Annotated in this window: 11 protein-coding genes; all 11 read right to left on the bottom strand. The window is 68.2% G+C overall.

Features of this window, described 5'->3' with window-relative positions:
* The 11 genes from LLG88_13600 to LLG88_13650 all read right to left on the bottom strand — a co-directional run bounded on the left by LLG88_13600 (position 1) and on the right by LLG88_13650 (position 13,536).
* Entirely contained in the window at positions 1-618 is a 618-nt protein-coding gene (locus tag LLG88_13600) for a hypothetical protein (GenBank protein ID MCE5247943.1), read from the bottom strand.
* A gap of 123 nt (positions 619-741) precedes the next feature.
* Positions 742-1,167: a hypothetical protein gene (locus tag LLG88_13605; GenBank protein MCE5247944.1), complete on the bottom strand. Its 426-nt coding sequence runs from the start codon at positions 1,165-1,167 to the stop codon at positions 742-744.
* 234 nt (positions 1,168-1,401) lie between these two features.
* Entirely contained in the window at positions 1,402-1,806 is a 405-nt protein-coding gene (locus tag LLG88_13610; protein ID MCE5247945.1) for a hypothetical protein, read from the bottom strand.
* 1 nt (position 1,807) lies between these two features.
* Positions 1,808-3,298, bottom strand: coding sequence for a hypothetical protein (locus tag LLG88_13615; GenBank protein ID MCE5247946.1), 1,491 nt, complete (start codon positions 3,296-3,298; stop codon positions 1,808-1,810).
* Complete coding sequence (locus tag LLG88_13620) at positions 3,299-4,528, bottom strand: hypothetical protein (GenBank protein MCE5247947.1); 1,230 nt, start codon at positions 4,526-4,528, stop codon at positions 3,299-3,301.
* 4 nt (positions 4,529-4,532) lie between these two features.
* Positions 4,533-5,204, bottom strand: coding sequence for a hypothetical protein (locus tag LLG88_13625; protein MCE5247948.1), 672 nt, complete (start codon positions 5,202-5,204; stop codon positions 4,533-4,535).
* Positions 5,205-5,233: 29 nt separating this feature from the next.
* On the bottom strand, positions 5,234-5,635 hold the full coding sequence (locus LLG88_13630) for a hypothetical protein (GenBank protein ID MCE5247949.1): 402 nt from the start codon (positions 5,633-5,635) through the stop codon (positions 5,234-5,236).
* A 282-nt stretch (positions 5,636-5,917) separates the two neighbouring features.
* Positions 5,918-6,424, bottom strand: a complete 507-nt coding sequence (locus LLG88_13635) for a hypothetical protein (GenBank protein ID MCE5247950.1) — start codon at positions 6,422-6,424, stop codon at positions 5,918-5,920.
* Positions 6,425-6,430: 6 nt separating this feature from the next.
* Positions 6,431-6,721, bottom strand: a complete 291-nt coding sequence (locus LLG88_13640; GenBank protein ID MCE5247951.1) for a hypothetical protein — start codon at positions 6,719-6,721, stop codon at positions 6,431-6,433.
* A gap of 52 nt (positions 6,722-6,773) precedes the next feature.
* On the bottom strand, positions 6,774-7,415 hold the full coding sequence (locus LLG88_13645; protein MCE5247952.1) for a hypothetical protein: 642 nt from the start codon (positions 7,413-7,415) through the stop codon (positions 6,774-6,776).
* 10 nt (positions 7,416-7,425) lie between these two features.
* Complete coding sequence (locus LLG88_13650) at positions 7,426-13,536, bottom strand: DEAD/DEAH box helicase family protein (protein ID MCE5247953.1); 6,111 nt, start codon at positions 13,534-13,536, stop codon at positions 7,426-7,428.
* Positions 13,537-17,791: the final 4,255 nt, after the last annotated feature.

Raw genomic sequence — 17,791 nt, forward strand, 5'->3', positions numbered from 1 at the left:
TCACCCTCCCAACTTGTCGAGCGCCCCATCAACCGCGCCCGCGAGTACGGACCAACCGCCCGCCCGAGTCAGCGCGGGCACCTTCAGTTTGGCCACGCGCCACGCCGAGCGGGCGCCTTCCTGCCACGTCGACGGCATCGGCCCGAGTTCGGGGACGATCTTCACCGCCGCTTCCCACGCGGCGGTTGAGGCCACGTCGCGCCAGCCCCCGCCGGCCTTCTCGAGCGCGGCATCGGCCACGTCGATCATCTGGATCGTGACGCGGACCTCGGACACGCTGAGGATGCGCTGCCCGTAGAGGTCCCACGCGAAGTCTCGGATCTTCCCCAAGTCCTTCATCGCGTCGTTCGCCCGGTACATCGTCTCCGTGGTCGGCGCATCAAAGACGACACCCTTCGGCGCGCATGAGGCAAGCGGCAGGACGACGGCGAGCAGGATGATCGGCGCCGTCGGGATTCGCCCGGGCGTCGGGATCGTCTCAGGGGGCGGCGACCCCTTCGGCAGACGCATCCAGGCCGCGAGGGTCGTGAAGAGGAAGAGACCGGCCTGTATCCAGTCCTTGTACTTCCAAGCGTTCGGCGGATCGCTCACGCCGAGGTAGGTCAGAATCAGCAGCACGACCGCCAGCGTCCAGCCCCAATGCGTTCGATCCCATTTCATACTCAGTCCTCCGGTTGTCGAGTTACTTCTTGATCTGCGCGAGCACCCACTCGAGCAGCGCGATGAGCCGCTGCCGGTCCCCTACTTCGCTGTCGCTGGTTTCCCACCAGCCTGGGGCGGACCTTGTACGCCGAAAGGGTCGCTGGCGACGCTGACGCCCTCCTTGAGCGTCGGCGTGTTGATGGCCGCGACCTTGATCACCAGCTTCACGTTCGGGGTCAGTCCGAGGAACCACGCCGCGTTCACGACCGTGATCGTGTTCCCGACCGGCGTCGGCTTCCCGAGGTCCAGCGCGACGAGCAGCAGGCCCAGGTCGCCCTGCGAGTACACCCGCGCTTCGTAGCGAGACACCAGCGGCGTGCCGTCGAGGCCCGTCGCGTTGTGGTCAGGGCTTGGCGTAAACGACAGCATCGTCGGATTGAGCATCACCGCCTGCGCATGGGCGACGGGCGCCGCGCCGATCAGGAGGCCCGTGAGGACGAGGACGACCCAGAGGCTTTTCCGCATAACACCGCACTCCCTTCCTGTGAACGAAACCGTTTCAGAACCAGCAGCTCTTGCCGCTGCCGCACGAGGCGCTCGAGGCGGGTCCGCACGAACACCAAGCGCCCTTCGATCGACCGTCGATGGAGCCACGAATCCGCCTCCGCATCCGTGGTCAGTTGCTCTAGGGCACCGACGAGATGGTCGAGCTCGAGCCAGGCGTCTCGTAGGGCCGTCGAATCCTCGCGCCGCACGCCGCTACACCTTCACCAGGTTCCGCACCACGAACTCGACTTCAGCCTTGCCGTACTTCGTCTCTCCGCCTTCGGTCCAGGTGTACTCGATGAGCGCCACGTGGCTCTCGCTCTCGCCACCGGTCAGCACCACCATGTCCGCGACGCCAAGCGTGATCTGGACGTTGTAGACGTTGCCGGCGCCATCCGTCTGCGCCGCCGCGTAGAGCACGCCGCCGTTCGCGTTCTTGACGCTGCGGCGCAAGCACCCGTTGATGACGCGCTCGGTGGTCTCCTCGTAGTGCGTAATCGTGATGGTATCGAGCGCCGTCGCGTCGAGCCCCGTCGCACCATCGAGGCCCGTCAGGAGCAGCTTGAGCGGCGTCGTGACTCGCTCATCGAGGATCTCGTCAAGGGTGACGCGGCTCATATCAGACCTGCCTCTCGAGCGTCGAGGGTGTCATCGCCGCGGCGCTGGCCGACGGCTGAGTAGCCACGACGGCCGCCACCACGATCACATCGGGCAGCGCCGTGTAGCGCGTAAGCGGGGCGAGTGTCACGGCGAGCGATCCCGTCACGGCGACGGTCCCGCTTCCGGTCACGGTCAGGGGCTGGAGCGTCTCATCGAGCGCGCCGTGCGGGTTGTTCGTCACGAGGGCAGACGCGACGAGCGTCGCCGCGCCTAGCGTGTCCCCACAGACGGCGTGCACAGCGACGGCTCCGCTCGCCGCCACGGTCGCCTCGCCGAGCGTGATAGCGGCGGATGCGGACGCCTGCACGGCCCCTGCGCCGGCGAGCGTCAGCGCCTCAAGCGTGGCGGTTAGTGAAGCCGAGACCTCGCTGACGACGGCCTTCTTGAACGAGACGCCGATGATCGACCACTTCCCCGACCCGGCCGCGGCCATGTCGCCCGCGTGCGTCGAGCCGGAGGGCACCTGGTAGGTCTCGGTGCCCGCCTCAAACGTGCCCTCCACGCTCTGCCGGAGCGTGAAGTCCGAGCCGGCCGCGAGTGGACCGGCGCCGCTGTCGTTGATGGTCGCCGCACAGCAGAGCAAGTCGCCCGCCGCGACCGTCACGGCGCTTGAGGTCGCCGGGGACGCGCTCGTGCCCTGCCCGGTCTGGACGTTGCGAACCGGGTTGCCGAACGTGCAGATCCCCGTGAACACGTGGATCGCGAACACGCAGGCGCCAGCGCCCGAGGTCGTGCCCGTGACGGTCAACGAACCGTCAGCCGAGGCTCGGCCCCAGAAGGCCGACGTCCGGCCCGCCCCGGCTGGATTCGTCACGGTGGCGATGGAGGTGTAGGCGTTCTCTTGCGAGTCGGTCGGAGCGTTGTGCGTGAACGATCCGGTCGTGACCTGGTGGTAGGAGACCAGGATCAAGTCGCCGGCCTTGACGGTGACGGTGCGGCTCCACGCGGACGACGACGAGACGTGACTGCTCGAGAGGTAGGTGCCCCATCCGGCGACGACGGCGAGATCGGCGCCGTAGCTCGTGCCGACGGCGTTGGTCGCGTAGGCGCGGACGTGGTAGCCCGTGCCTCCCGACAAGCCGGTGGCGGTCGCCTCGAACGCGCCGGTCGTGCCGTCGGCCGTCGCCTTGCTGTCGGCGACGGTCGGATTCAGCGACGTGGACCAGCAGATCCCGCGTTCGATGATCGCGCCGCCGCCGTCGTCCACCACGTCACCGTTGACGCTGAGGACGGTCGGCGAGGGGATGTTGGCAAGACCGACCGTCTGGACCGACGGCGCGACGGCATCGCTGACGGTGCCTGTTCCCGCCAGGGTGAGGGCGCCGAAGGTGACGTCGGCCGAGCCGGCGACAGCCACGGCCGCCGCCAGCGTCATCGCGTCCAGGGTGGCGGAGAGTGATCCCTGGACCTCCGTGGCTTCCTGCGGCCCCATGAAGGTGAGGAAGGACACTCAGTACCTCCACACCGGAGCGGCGAACCGCTGCACGTCGATGGCCCCAGACGCCGCGATCCGTCGATTCCCCGCCTGATTCGGGTGCCAGCCGTCCGTCGAGAACGGGGCGCCGGTCCCCACGTACCAATGGCCGCTGTCGCGGGCGGTCTGAATCGTGTCCGCGATTTCGTGATACCCCGCGAGTCCCGTGCCGGTCAGGTCGCCGCGGAGGCGATTGTTGAGCGCGGCGACATAGGTCTGATACCCGGATTGCGCCCCGTCCCCCGTCGAGGCGTTCGTCTGATCGTCGGGCGCCACGAAGCCGTTGGCGCTGTTCGAGATGGACGGCACCGTGTCGGCATAGACCCGCTTCCCCATCGCGGCGAAGTAGCCCCAGATCGTGATCATGTTGGCCCACGCTTGCGTGTCATTGCTGGTGCCGTAGATCACGTCGCCGCCGCCGAAGGTGCTGATCACGTGTGAGCAGTAGGCCGCAACCGCGAGGTCGATCGCGTGATTCTGGGCGACGAACTGAGCGGCCTGACGCCCACTACAGCCCGCGTTGCAGTAGGCAAACGCCGGCCCGATAATCCGCGACCCGTACCCCGCATCACCCGCGTTGGCATCCACGATGTCTTGCACGCCCTGTTGGCGGGAGTCTCCGGCCAGATAGAACGAGGGGCGCGTCGTCGGGCCGACCAGCGCCACGGGGCCGATGTGGATGCCGTAGGTGTTGTCGGTGACGCTCCCGCTCACGGTCAGGTCGCCCACGTCGAACTGGCAGGCGTCCCCGTTGGCCGTGTCCATCGGCGTGAAGGCCTGCACGTTCGAGTCGGTGTAGACGTAGCCGGTCGCCGAAGCGTAGTACATCCGCCAGTAGGCTTTCGCTCCTCGTGGGATCGGGACGGAGAGGTAGTCCGAAGTCAACAGCGTGCCACTGGCCACGTTGGTGGGCTTCTGCACGCCGCCGAAAAAGAACGGGTAGAACGTCCCGGCCGGGTATTCAATCGAGGCCGCAATGGTCGCCGTGGCCCCGCTGGCGGTGTTCCCGGTCGCGGGGGTCGAATAGCCGTTGTACCAGATAAAGCGGAGGCGTCGGATGTCATCTCTCGCGTAGAAATACCCACGCGACATCAGGTTGCCGGGGAGGTCCGCCGTGATGAGATTCGTGGCGAACCGTCCCCGGGTGCCCACATACCCGACGTAGGACGGCATGACCAGCGGGCGGCGCGCAAGAATGACGCCCATGATCTCAGTCCTGCGCGACGTGCAACACCAGCGTGTAGGTCTGCGACGCAATCGGCGTGTGCGCCGTCAGCGCCTTCAGGGTCCAGTAGATCACGCTCACGCCGGCCGCCAGCGCGGCGGCGATGTACGGTTGCCCCTGCACTTGCAGCGGCGTCGAGAGGCCATCGGTCCCGATGATGTTGGTGCCGGAGATCAGCGTGCCGAGGTGGTTCGCCATGCCCGAGGAGATCGCCCACGCCGCGTTGTCCACGGCGACCCCTGGCGCGGCGGACCACAAGTCCACCTGGAACTGCGCGGTCGCTCGGCTGGCGTCGGTGCCGTTGCTGCGGAGCAACCCACCGAGAATCACCGCCGACGCTGCCGCCGCCCTCGTGATCGTGATCGATGGCACCGTCGGGCTCGTGGTACTCGACGCGACCATGTCGTTGATCGAGTAGGCCGTCGTTGGAGTCGACGGCCGCGTGAGCGTGGAGGTCGGGACAGCCGTGTGACCGACCGGCAGCCCATCGACGACCGACACCACGCGCTGGGGATCGCCATCGACCCCCGTGCCGCCGTAGTCGACCCCAACTGCCTGGATCTTGATCGGCGTGCCGGTGTCGTCGCCACGGCCGGCCAGCGGCAGCGACGCCGGGGGCTTGCCGTCCGCACCGAAGGTGATAGGTGTTCTCGCCATGAGCGTTCTCCTTGGCTCCAGAGCCCGCTTTAGGCGTTGCCGTCGGTCAGGGTGAACCCGGTGATCGTGACCGTCTGCCCGTCCGCCACGACGGTGTTGTCGAGCTGCATGTCGCCGGTCCCGATGCCGCACGTCCCCTGTATCTTGCAGGTCGTGCCATCGCTGGCGTAGATCCGGAAGTGGCCGATCGTGCCGCCTCCGCCCGAGGCCGTCCCCGACCAGGTGCCGGACTTGGCCTTCGCCCCGCTCGACGCGGCGGCCAGATAGTCCGCCGGCAGCGACATGGAGCAGAGTACGGTGCCGGAGTCGGCGGCGGCGCAGTTGGCCGGCGCGGCGCCGCTCCGAAGTTTCAGAACGGCCGACGCGCCGATCTCGGTCTCGATCGCGTCGAGCCGAGCGTTGCGGGTGAGAACTGCGAGCTGGATGCCCATGACGTGCTCCTGTGAATGCCAGGGCGGCATCAGGAGCACGCGCGGCCTACGAAAGGCGGGGCGTGCTGGCGGGCCTGGAAGTAGTGACGCCGGTTCGGTCTACCTACACCGTCGCGTGATCGCGACGGGCAACGTCCGTCGGTCGGTCTCCAATCTGCGCGCGGTCACAGCGCGGCGCCAGGCGGGGGTCACTGGCCTCCTGCGCGAGCCAGCGTTCCCACGCCACGATCGCCATCTTCGCGGCTCGGATCAACATGCGGTGCAATTCTACGCTCGCCGTGGTCACGACGCACGCTCCGGTGTGGCCGACGAGTCCCATCCGGTTTCGTAGGCCCGGACGATCTTGGCCACGTAATCGAGCGGTACGCAGGTATCGCGCCACGAGCCGCTGTTGTAGGCGTCGGCGGCGTTCTCGAGCGTGCCGCCCTGGCTACGCACCAGAAAGCGGCAGACCAGCGGCGCGAGCACGGCATCATCCTTGAGCGCCTCGGGCGGCCCGTTGAACCCGAGCTCGCGTGCGGTCGGGAACATCATCTGCCACGTGCCGTAGCTGCACGCCGCGCCGGGCCCAAAGCGCGCGTAGAGGTCGCGCACTGCAGCCGACTGCCGGTACATCACGCCGCCCGGCGCGTAGGCCCGCTCGTGGCGCGGGACGCCGCGGTCACGGCCGTAACTGGACTCGACGGCCGCGAAGGCCCACAGCACCAGCGCGCCGTCGCAGGGGACGCCGTTGTGCGAGAGCGGCGGCACCTGGGCACCAAACTGGCAGCACGTCTCTCGGAGGGTCATCGCTTATCACTCCTCGGCCGGGCCAATGCGCATCGCCCGCTCGATGTTGGCGAGGCGCGTGTCGATCCCCTGCAGGGTCGCTTCGATGGTGTCCTTGCGCGCGAAGCTCGCCAGGTCCGCGTTCAGCCGGGAGAGTTCACGGTCGCACTGCGCCCGGCACGAGTCCATCCGTTGACTGAGTGCCGCCGGCGTCGAGTCGGTGCGCTGCCTCCACATCCCGATCGCGATGATGAGGCCCAGGATGAGCATGGCCGCCTGCACCACCTGAATGACGTCTGCCACCGCCGCCCAATTCATCGCCGCCGCCTTTCGTGGTGGGTCGGCCGACGGCCGGACCCGCGTTGCCGGCCTACACCACCCCGTGACTCGCCAGAATCGACCACGCCGAGACCCCATCTGACACCAAGAGAATCGAGGGGCACACGCCGTCCGCCGCCACGGGAATCGTGTAGGCCCCTTCCACGCCGTCGATCGTGTCCGACCCGACCGGGTAGAGCGCGATCGGTTGCGTGCCGACGTTCTTCACGATGAGCGGCTTGCCGCGGCCGGCCGCCGGCGGCATCGTCACGTGGCACGGGTTCGGCCCGCCGCTCGAGGCCACGGTTACGAGCACGTCGGTCGAGACGATCGCGTAGAAGTCCGTGACCGACTTCGTGCCGGCCGCGAGTTCGAGCCCGAACCGCTCCAGCCATGTGAGACCGACATCCTCCGCGCCGTCGTGCGGAGGCCCGACCTGGTCGCCGTTCGCGTCCTTGAGGACGAATTGGTAGCCGCCCGCGCCGAGGAACACCGAGGCCGACGGGCGGCCGTCCGACCCAAGGACCAGCGGGTTGTCGTGTTCGACGGTCCGGCCCGCGTCGGTGTAGACCGCCTTGTGCACGGTCGTCGAGCCGGCCTCGAAGCACTCGAGCGTCCCGCCCGCGAGCGGCGCGCCGATCGCGTCGTGGAACTGCAGGTCGATCCAGGACAGCAGCGAACCAGGCAGAGACATCGTCGGTCCCTCAGTGAATCGTCGGTTTCCCAAGCCCCTGGCGCACGACATTCAACATTCGTGCGTAGAGCGCGTTCAGCTTCGCGCGCCGGTCGTCCGGCGAGAGCCGCGGGTCCTCGAACGCCTTGTTGACCTGCTGGCTCAGGGTCCTCAGTCGGGTCTCGGCGAACGCGATCCGGGCGGCCGTCAACCGCGCGTCGCCGCCGTACTCGGCGTCCAGTTCCCGCGTCCGCGCCTTCGCCTTGGCGGTGTCCCCGCTCGCGCGATACTCGTCCACGCTCCGCAGCGCGCCCCGCAGCGCGTCCCGCGTCTCGTAGAACTCCTGGAACGACTGCGCGTCGGCCCGCGGGGTCTCCCGGTAGAAGGCACTCACGAACGGGGCTCGGGCCAGGCCGCCAGACGGCCGCTTGTCCTTCGCGATCCCGGTCGCGGAGAGCCCGGCATCGGTCGCGCCTTCGATCCCGCGCCCGAGGCCGGCGGTGTAGCCGTAGACCAGGTGGTCGAACTTCGCGGGCGCCATCCTAAGCTTCGGCGCGATGAGCTTCGCGGCCTCGCTCGTCCAGCGCCCCGCCTGCAGCTCCGGGTCGAGGGTTGTATCGTAGGGGTTGACGATGCTCCGGCCGCGGAACGTGTCGTAGTTCACCGCCGCTTCTAACGCCGGGACGATGGCGGTCGGCGTGATCGACAGGATCACGTTCCACGCGCTCGACGCGCCGCCCGGGAAGAGGCGGTCGGCCACCTTCTTGTCCTTCCCGCTCATGTAGTCCATCGCGGCTTCGAAGAACGAGCCGAAGATCATCCCGATCTCGAACGGCTTGGGGATGCGGGCCCAATCGTGCCCGTGCGCACGGCCAAGCGGCACGTGCCAATACGTGTTCCGCTCCCACGCCGGCAGCTCGTGGTAGTCCGGATCGGTGTGGTTGAGATACCAGAGCGCCAGCGACTGGAGCGTGATCCCGATGGTCGCCCGCCAGACGGCCCCGAGTGCTCGACGCCGGCGCGGAGACCAATGACCCTTTGGCCCTTCCTTCATCGGAATGGGCGGTTGGCCGTCCCCGCCAAGTGCCTTCCCGCCCGGTCCTGGCGTGCCGCCTCCGGCCGCGGCATCCATCCCGCCGAACACCTCAGCGAGCCGTGCCCACCCCTGCACCCGCGCGTTGAAGAACGCCGTGTAGCGGTTGGCTTCCTTGCTATACCGGCCGCCCCGGGCGAAGTCGAGCGTGACGTCACGGGCCGCGAGCGCCGCGCGGGCGTAACCCTCGGCCGTCCGGCCCTCCTTCTCAACGGCCCCCATGAACTCGCCGAGCCGCGTGGCGACCTCCGTCGCTTCCGAGATCGCCCGCAGCAGTTCGATCGGGTTCCGGACGATGCTCGCGAGGAAGGCCCGGCGCTGGCTCTTCCCCATCCGCCGGAGTTCCTCCCGGATGCGGTTGCGGTCGGCCGAGACGAGCGCGGCGTTGCCGGCGCCGCTGTTCATGAACTGCTGGTAGAGTTCCCCGTTGCCCACGAACTCGAACAGCCCGCGCATTGAGTCGTAGCCGAGACGGAAGCCGTACCGCGAGTTGATGTAGGCCGTCCAGGTGTCGCGGATGGGGTTCCGGGCTGCGAACGACACCGTCAGCGTGGCGCCGGCGCGCAGCAACCGGGCCGGGCGCATCAGGAGGTTGATGACGAGGTCGGAGTGCTTCGGCCCGATCGCGGTGATGGCGTCGTAGAGGGCCTGGTCGTTGGCGGCGTACCACTGCCGTTTACCGTCCTGGATGACCGTCACCAGGCCGCCCTTGCCGGTCGGCATGTAGAGCGGGGTGAAGACCACGGCCGATTCGTCCAGCGCCTCATCGAGGTTGTCCGGCAACTCCACGCCCGCATCCTCCAGCGCCTCACGGATCTGCGGCGTCAGGCGGGCAAGGTTGAACTTCGTGGCGGCCACGGGCGCGGGCACCTTCTCGAGGAACCGCCCGCCGCCCTCGGTCGATTCGGCCTGCGCGACCAGGGCCTGCATCGCCCGGTTCGCCTCGACCATGTTCACGAGCGTGTGTGTGTTCCGAATGATGCTCTCGAGCGGGTTGACGATGTCCCGCGTCGAGCCCTTGATCCGCTTGATGGGCACACTCCGGTTCGCGATCTTGCTCCCGGGGCCCCCACCGAACGCGCCCGAGACGGTGTCCTGCACGCGCTGGTAGGGGACGTAGTGCGGATTCAGCGCCCGCATCTGGACCGCCTGCTCCGGGGAGACCGCGCCGGCCTGCACCGCATAGTCGATGACGGCGTCCTGGAAGTCGTAGACCGCCTGGCGCGCCTCGTCGAACTCGGGCGACTGGAATGCGTCGAGGATCGCCTGGGCTTCGTCCGTCGTCATGCCGGCCTTCATCCCGCGCGCCGTCAGGTCGGCCACGCGGGACGCGACGAGGTAGGCGGCGAACTCGCGCGCCTGGTGCGCGACCGGCTTCAGGGCCGGCTCCAGTCCCTCGGAGAGCTTGGACCCGTCCGGCAGGCGCACGCCGTTCCGGAGGAAGCCGTCCGCCTTCATCGCCGCGCCCCGGGCGAGACGCGCGAGCGCGTAGCCGTTGCGGAGGATCTGTTCTGGCGTGCCGAGTTCCTTCACCATCCGACGGATCGGCGCGAGGTCGTCCACCCATGCGGTCTCAAACCGCAGCATCCAGTCGGCCTTCGGGTCAGGCTCCTGGCCGGTGAAGTCGATACGGGCCAGCCCCCTGGCGATCGAGTCCGCGCCGAGGAATCCGGTGATGAGCGTCCGAGCCTGCTCGATCGAGGCTTTCAACTCGGGCTCGACTTGCAGCGCGTCCTCGAAGGCGGCCAGGTAGAGCGGCGCCCGATTCTGGGCGGACGCCGGGTCGGACAAGTAGAGCCGCAGGAACTCGGCCTCGCCTTCCTTGCGCTTCTCGCCGGGGTCGGCGTCCAGTTCCAGGATGTCGGCGCCGAGCGCCTCAAGTTCTTCGGAGTAGGGCCGCCGCCCGCGCCGGAGGTTCAGGATCGTCGCGACGTGGTGCCCGAGCTCGTGGCCGATGACCTCGAGGTCGTTCGCCAGCTTCGTCCGCACCACCCGCGCCTTGTGCTTGTAGACCCCGAGGGCACGCTGGCTGAAATGTCCGGTCTTGATGGGGAGGCCGCCGAACGCCTCCGACAACCGGGCGACGATCTGATGTGGCGACAGGGGCTCCGTCGACGTCGGTGCCCCGGCGGCCGGCGCCGGGCGCTGGCGCATCGTGGAGACGTCATCGTCAGCCTCAACGTCTTCGCCCTGAGCCTTCGCCTTCCGCCGTTCCTCGGCGGCCCTGGTGCGCTCCAGCCGCTTGGATTCGGCCGCCTTGTCCTTTTCTTTCCCCTCCTCGCGGAGCTCGGCCTCGAGCTCGGCGATCCGGGCTTCTGCGGCCTTGGCGCGGCCCACCGTTTCAGGCGGCGAGGCGAGCACCTTGTCTGCCCGCTCGACCTTCCGCTGGACCTCCTGCCGGTCACGCTTGGCGTCCTCGAGCAGGGCCGGCAGCCCTTCGTAGGCGTCTACGAGTGAGGCGACGAGGTTCCGGCCGGCGCCGAACTCCTTACGGTCCTCGGCGCCGGCGAACACCTCGGCGACCTTGCGCCACTGGTCCTCGATCGGCGACTTCATGAACAGGACGACGTTGTCTTCCCGATACCCGCGGACGTGGCTCGCGCTCAGCTCCAGGCCGCGGACGTTGCCGATCGTCGTGTAGGTGACGTGGCGGCCGGCGTAGCCGACGTCCGTCTTGGTCACGGGCCACAAGGCATCGAAGATGGCGGCGTTGGCGTCTTTGCGGTCGGTGTAGGTCTTCCCGCCGACCGTCACCTCGAACGCCTCGCCGCGCAGCGACCGGAACTGTCCGGTCACCCACTCCCGGAGGCGCCCGATCTCGTCCTCGAGTGCCGCGTCTTCCCTCTGCCCGCTCGCCTTGTCGGCCTTCGCCCTGGCGATGGCGCGCTCGGCGGCCTGCGCCTGCGCCGAGAGCCGGGCGAACTTCGACCGCAGGTCGATCAACTCGATGGTGCGCGGGTCGTTCGTGGCGAGGGCCTGCGCTTCCTCGATCGAGAGCGTGGCTGGATCGTCGTCGCGGAACACCGTGGCGTCACCGCGCATGAAGTCGGTGATGTTCTTCTGTTTCCGGCCGAGCAGCCCATACAGCCACTCGTCGGTGGTGCCGTTGGTGACGTATCGGATGATTTCGACTTCCTTGTAGACGCCGTTCCCCTGCCGGATGATGCGGCCGTGCCGCTGCCGGATGTCACCCGGGCGCATCGCCCGTGGGGCGTCGAATTCCACCTCGAGGCCGAGTCGGGCCTGGATGTTCATGCCCGTGCCGCCCTTGTCCGTCGAGGCCATCAGCACGCGCACGTCGCCACGCCGGGCCGCCTCGAAGAGCGCCAGGCGCTCGGCCGCGTTGCGGGCCTGGTGGATGAATGCGATCTCGCGGGCCGGAACGCCCTTCTTCACGAGGGCTGCCTTGATAGCCTCGTAGAGGTTGAACGCGCCGGTCTCCTGAGTCGCCCACTCGTCTTCGTCGCCTTCGATGACTTCGTCCTCGACCCCGAGCGAATCCCCCTCGGTCGAATCCTCCGCCTTGACGTCCCGGAGGAAGTCGAGCGGGCCCGGGTCCTTCGGCGTGCCGACGTCGCAGAAGACGAGGGCGACGCCCTTGTTCTTCTTCTCCGCCCGCCAGAACTTCGCGATCCGGTCGGTGGCGTCCTGGAGCCGTGAGCCCTTGTAGTCGGTCGCACGGTTCCCGAGCACCAGGCGGGGGTCGACCGCCGCCAGGCGCGCGTCGTTCATGATGGTCAGGATGTTGTCGAGCTTCCCGGTCGGCTCGCCCGTGAGCGGGTCCGGCCGCGCCGGCGCGATGTACTCGCGCGTCTGCCGGTCGACGTGCGGAGGCATGGCCTTCACGTTGGCCAGGCGGTCGGAGAACCAGCGTTTCAACTGCGGGTAGAGTGGGTGCGCCGGCGTCTTGGCGACGTCGATCTTCCCGCCCTTCATCGTCGGGAGCTGGAGGTACGGCATGTCCTCCCACCCGACGTAGTCCATGACCTGCGAGACCATCCGATAGAGCAGGTTCAGGTTCCGGTAGTCGCGGAGGCGGAGGACTTCCTGGTAGCTGCCGTCGGGCCGCTGCTCGGTCGTCGGCAGCGCCGAAGCGAACATGGTGTACCAGTTGTCGAAGTTCTCGACCCCGTAGTCCCTGAGCGCCTGCGGCTGGAGATACCGCTGCATCGTGAAGATTTCCGCGATGCTGTTCATGATTGGCGTCGCGGTCGCCAGCACGAGGTTGCGGTGGCTCGACTGCTCGTTGATGTCCTGCACCTTCACGAAGAGGTCGAGCGCCCGGTCGGATTCGGATCGGCTGAGGCCCCGGATGTTGTCCATCTTCGAGAAGTAATAGAGGTTCTTGAAGGCGTGGGCCTCGTCGACGAACAGAGCATCGACGCCCAACTGTTCCCACGTCAGCGCGTCGTCCTTCTTCTTCTCGAGCGATCCCTTCTTCTTGGCGATCTTGTCTTTGATGCGGTCGACGGCCGCGGCGAGTTGCTTTGTGCTCACCGATTTGCCGTCCTCGGCCTTCGCCTTCAGGTAGGCATCGGTGAGCTCCCGCTCCCACTGCTCGAGCGTCTCGACCAGGCGGGCCGTCGACACCCGGAGCAAGCCGAACGACGAGTGCGGCACGAGGACCATGTCCCAATCGCCGAACGCGATCCGGGCCATCGCCTCCTGGCGCTTGTCGGCGCCGAGGTCCTTCTCGTCGAACGCCAGCACCTTGGCCGCGGGGTAGGCCCGCATGATGTCTTCCCGCCACTGGCCGAGCAGGTGCGTGGGGACCGTGATGAGCGGCTTCCGGGCCCGCCCGGTGCGCCGCATCTCCATCGCCGTCGCGATCATCGCGAACGTCTTGCCGGCGCCGACCTCGTGCGCGAAGAGCGTGTTCCCCGTGGCGAGCGTGCGCCAGATCACCGCCCGCTGGTGCGGGTGCAGGGCGAACGGCAGCGCCAGGCCGGGCAGTGTCAGGTGTGACCCGTCGAAGATCCGGGCCACCGTGCGGTTGAAGCGGGTGTTGAACGTCGACAGGAGCCGTTGCTGGACGTCCTCGTGCTCCATCACCCACTGCATCCACTGGGATCGGATCTCGTCGAGGTTGCCGCGGGCCGCCAACGTCGCCTTCTCGTCGCGGACGTAGTGCCGGTTGTCCTTGTCGCCCTCCATCGTGCCGAGGTCCGGCGTCTTCAGGTTCAGCGCGTCGTTGAGCAGGTCGAGGAACCCGTAGGTCTTCTCCTTGGCCGGACCGTAGGTGACGGCGAGCGCGTGCTGAGTGGAGGCGCGCGTCGCGGTGTGGCTGTTGCCGGACCCGACGGTGACCGACCAGGTCACGTAACTCTCGGCGCCCTGGAGCTTCGCGGTGACGGCGTCGTCGCCGAGGCCGAGGGCCTGCGCGACGAAGGCGGCCAGGTCATCCTCGGGCACCCAATGCGAGCCGAGGGTGATCGAGACGGCGCCGCCGTAAAGGTCGTCGGCGGTCTTGTCGGCCGGCTGCACCGCCCGGAGCGCGTCGACGTTCACCTGGAACTTGGGGTCGTCTTTGGCCGCGGCCTCGGCGTCGGCCAGCTTCGTCTTGACGTCCCCGCTCAGGTACTCGTCGGCCAGGACGGTGGACCCGTCGGGCTGCTCGAAGATCCGGCCGAGGTGGGCGAGCTCCGCTTTCAGGGTGTCGATCGGCTGGCCAGAGATCCGCGCCATGTAGGGCCAGTCGATCCGCGTCTTCGTGCCGACCGAAGCCATCAGGGCGTCCACCGCGGAGTCGGCGTGGTCAATCTCGCGCTCAGCCCGGATGGTTCGCTTCGTGAAGATGTCGTGCTTGGCGACGAACTCGTGCGTCACGCGCAGCCGTTGCTCGCCGTTCTTCAGCGTCACGACCGCGGCCGTCGGCTTCAGGATCTCGAGCCCGCGGAGGTTGTGAGACTCGGGATCGATGTCGAACAGGCGCCGGTTGATCTTGTCGTTCAGTCGCCCGTGGGCCTTGACGAAGCCGTCGTAGGCTTTGCCGAGGGCCCGCTGTGCCTTCGCGATCTCGGCGTCGGTCGACTCCGTGTTCTCCATCGCGGCCACGGTCGCGCGCAGCGCGTCGCGGACCCCGATCATGCCGGCCACGCGCTTGACCGCGGCCGAGTCGACGACCTCCGACTTCGTCTTCTGGTTCTTCCGGGTCGGGGTGTGGTCGACGATCTGGCCGTCGCTCGTGACACGGTCGATGCGGCCCTTGGCCGGGCTTACGCGCAGCTCGTTGACCTTGTAGCTGTCCTTGTCGGCCATGCGCGGCGCCGGCGCCGGTGCCGTGGCGCTCGTCGTCGCGGGCACGTAGGACCCGGGGGGCAGGAGTGTGGCGAGGGCCGTGCGCAAGTCTCCGGTGACGTCGTCGCTCTTGGCGGTGACGGTATATTCCCCGGACCCGTACATCGTGCCTTCGGTGCTCTCCTTCCCGAGGACCAGGTCGGGATGCGCCGTGTACCACGCGGAGCGGTAGACGTTGTTCTCGCGAGACTTCCGATTGCGGCCCCACCCGCTCGAGGATGTCGTCGAGAGGTCCTCGGCCTTCGGCGCCTCGATGAAGAGGTCCGCGTTGCGCGCGACCTTCTCATCCGGCATGAACCGCTGGAGCACAACCAGGTCGGTGACGACCTCCGTCTTCGCGCTCTTGTCGAACGCGCTGTTCGGCAGGCGGACGGCGCCGACAAAGTGCGCCCGCTCCATCAGGTAGCGCCGGAAGCCCGTCGCCTCGGCTCCGTCCATGGTGTAGCGGGACGTCAGGAAGACGATGAGCCCGCCCGGGCGCACGTGCTGCATCGCCTTCGCGAAGAAGTAATTGTGCAGGGGCTTCGTGAGGAACTTCTGCGCGCCGGCAAACTCCGGGTCCTCGACGCCCGTGTCCGCGAAGGGCACGTTGGAGATGACGAGGTCCTGTGTGCCCCGTGCGACTCGGGCGTCCTGGTAGCCGACCGCGTGCACGCGAGCCCTTGGGTAGAGCGCCTGTGCGATGGCGGCCGTCATCGGCTCGAGCTCGACGGCGGAGAGCGTGGAGGCGGCGCGCACATCGCCGGGCATGAGGCCGAAGGCGTGACCCGTGCCGACGGCCGGCTCGAGCACGCGCCCGCCCGTGAATCCGGCCGCCGCGAGCACGTCCCACACGGGCCGATATAGGTCGTAGGTGAAATGGGCGTTGCGCGTCGAGTGGAACGCGGAGTCGCGCTCGGCCTCCGACAGCAGCGACCGGAGGTCCTGCCACACGGCGGTCTGGTTCGCGCTCCAGCCGTAGTCGGGCGTGGTCGTCCGCGGGTCGACGTACTCGGCGAGGTCGGACGCGCCCCATCCGACGTAGCGGGCGAGCACGTCCTGCTCGTCGGGCGTCGCGTACCGCTTCTCGGTCTGGAGAGTCTTGACGAGGCGGATCGCCTCGACGTTGCCGCGCGCCCGCTCGAGTGGGCCGCGCTTGATGATGGCCTGAACGCGCTCAGGAGTGAGTTGGTAGTCGGGAGCCTTTACGCCTGGGTCGTGGGTGTCTCCGGCGGGGGATAGAGCCACTCGTTCCGGTAGCGCGTCCACGCTTCCGCGTCGGTCAGCTTCGGATCCCTCGCCTGCGCCAGCAGGCTGCTGTACTCCGTTCGGTGCCACGCGGCCCGAATCGCTCGGTCGAGTGCCAACGGCCCCTGGCTCTCCAGTTGCTTCGACAGGTTCGGCAGGAACCGCTGCCAATACGCCTTCGCGTCTAGCTCCCGCGGGCCGAGGGGTTCCGCCTCCACGCTCGGCGGGTTGTCCGGGTCGTACACGCCCACTATCTCTGACATTGGCGGCCTCCCCTTCTGAGGATACCGTAGGGCCACCTTCCGCCGGAGTCAAGGCCGGCGCGGCGGTCGCAAGAGAATTGCCCTCGAGGAGGTCGTTCGCCCAATCCATTTCGCCGAGGTACCACGGACTCCCCATCTCCGAACCGACCCTGTGTGAGTAGTCGATGACCGATGAGATGTAGGCCCGCAGGGTATCCTCGGTGATCGTCTTCGGACGAGCCGGCCGCACCAGCGCCGTTTTGCCCTCGAGGGCGTCGGCCGCCTTCGTGAGCGCGGCGGCGGCGTCTTTCAAGGCGGAGGCGGCCGGATGAGCAGCCGCCGGCGCCGTCGGCTCGCCGGCTCTCTCTTTTTCCCGGCGTTCCCGTTCCGAGGTGATGTCGGCCTGGATCGCCTCGATGCGGCTCTTCTCTTCCGCCGTGAGGGTCGGGTCCTCAAGACCGTCGGTGACGTTGCGCGCCAACGTGTCGAACGCTTTGTCGTCCAACTGGCCGAGGCCGTTCACGCCCCAATACGGGGCCTTGGTGCGATGCACTCGGTCTGCGATGTTGATCGCGGTGTCGGCCGCTTCCCGCCGCTTGGCCTTTTCCTTGTCCGACAACTCGGGTGCGGGGGCCGGCTTGTCCTCCGCCGCGATCTTGGCGGTCGCCATCTCCAGCCAACCCCGCCAGTTTTCGGCCTCGTGAGCGTTGAGCCTCGGGAGCGCCTCCGACAGGTCATCCCGAAATTGGCGCAGCTCCTTGCCCGACAAGTGCTCCACGCCGTTGCCGGCGTGCTCGTTGATGACGGCCTCCGCGCGTGCGCGGGCCGATAGTTCCGCGGTGCTCTGCGGTCCGGTCGCTTGCGAGTGGGGAACTTCACCGACCGGTCTCTTCTGTCCCCCACCGACATACTCGCCTTCGGGCGTCACCTGGTTGGTCGCGGCCGGCGCCTGCCAACCCTTCGCGGGTTCGGCCGGCTGCGCCCGCCGAGCCTCGATGCGCTTGACGGCCGCCAGCGTCTCGGTCTTGTCAGGCGCGGTCGAGTGGCTGCGCGGACGTGCGCCGGTAAGCGGGTTGCCTTCCTTGTCGCTCTCGACGACCTCGACGCTCCAGTCGTGGTCAGCGGTCGCGGGGTGGTAGGCGAGGACCTTGTCCCACTTGCCCCAATAGTCGCTGTAGACGACCGCCCCTGGCCGATACACCTCGGCGCGGAGATCAGCGGGCGTGACCTTCTTCGGCTTCTTCGGGGCCTTCACAGTGGCTTTCAGGCTCGCCGCCACCGCGGGGGACTTCGCCGAGGCTTCTTCCTCGGCCTCGAGCTTCGCCAGGTGCTGCGGGTAGTCGTCGGCCAGCTTCGCCATCTTCTCCATGAAGGTGTGCGAGCCGACCTGGTCCGGCGTGTATTTCTTCGACTCGTTCCATGCCTGGCGGTACTGCCGGGAGAACTCGTCGTAAGTCAGCGTCGGTGCCGCTGGCGCGCCTGTGACTGCGAGCTCGGGCACGGCCTCTTTCGGCCGCGGTTTCGACACGCCGCGTTCC

This window comes from bacterium, from assembly GCA_021372775.1.
In the GTDB taxonomy this organism is placed as follows: domain Bacteria; phylum Acidobacteriota; class Polarisedimenticolia; order J045; family J045; genus JAJFTU01.

Coding starts and splice junctions, on each gene's coding strand:
- LLG88_13635 (MCE5247950.1), bottom strand. CDS start 6,424: ATGACCCTCCGAGAGACGTGCTGCCAGTTTGGTGCCCAGGTGCCGCCG.
- LLG88_13620 (MCE5247947.1), bottom strand. CDS start 4,528: ATGGGCGTCATTCTTGCGCGCCGCCCGCTGGTCATGCCGTCCTACGTC.
- LLG88_13630 (MCE5247949.1), bottom strand. CDS start 5,635: ATGGGCATCCAGCTCGCAGTTCTCACCCGCAACGCTCGGCTCGACGCG.
- LLG88_13650 (MCE5247953.1), bottom strand. CDS start 13,536: ATGGAGCACGAGGACGTCCAGCAACGGCTCCTGTCGACGTTCAACACC.
- LLG88_13645 (MCE5247952.1), bottom strand. CDS start 7,415: ATGTCTCTGCCTGGTTCGCTGCTGTCCTGGATCGACCTGCAGTTCCAC.
- LLG88_13640 (MCE5247951.1), bottom strand. CDS start 6,721: ATGAATTGGGCGGCGGTGGCAGACGTCATTCAGGTGGTGCAGGCGGCC.
- LLG88_13605 (MCE5247944.1), bottom strand. CDS start 1,167: ATGCGGAAAAGCCTCTGGGTCGTCCTCGTCCTCACGGGCCTCCTGATC.
- LLG88_13610 (MCE5247945.1), bottom strand. CDS start 1,806: ATGAGCCGCGTCACCCTTGACGAGATCCTCGATGAGCGAGTCACGACG.
- LLG88_13625 (MCE5247948.1), bottom strand. CDS start 5,204: ATGGCGAGAACACCTATCACCTTCGGTGCGGACGGCAAGCCCCCGGCG.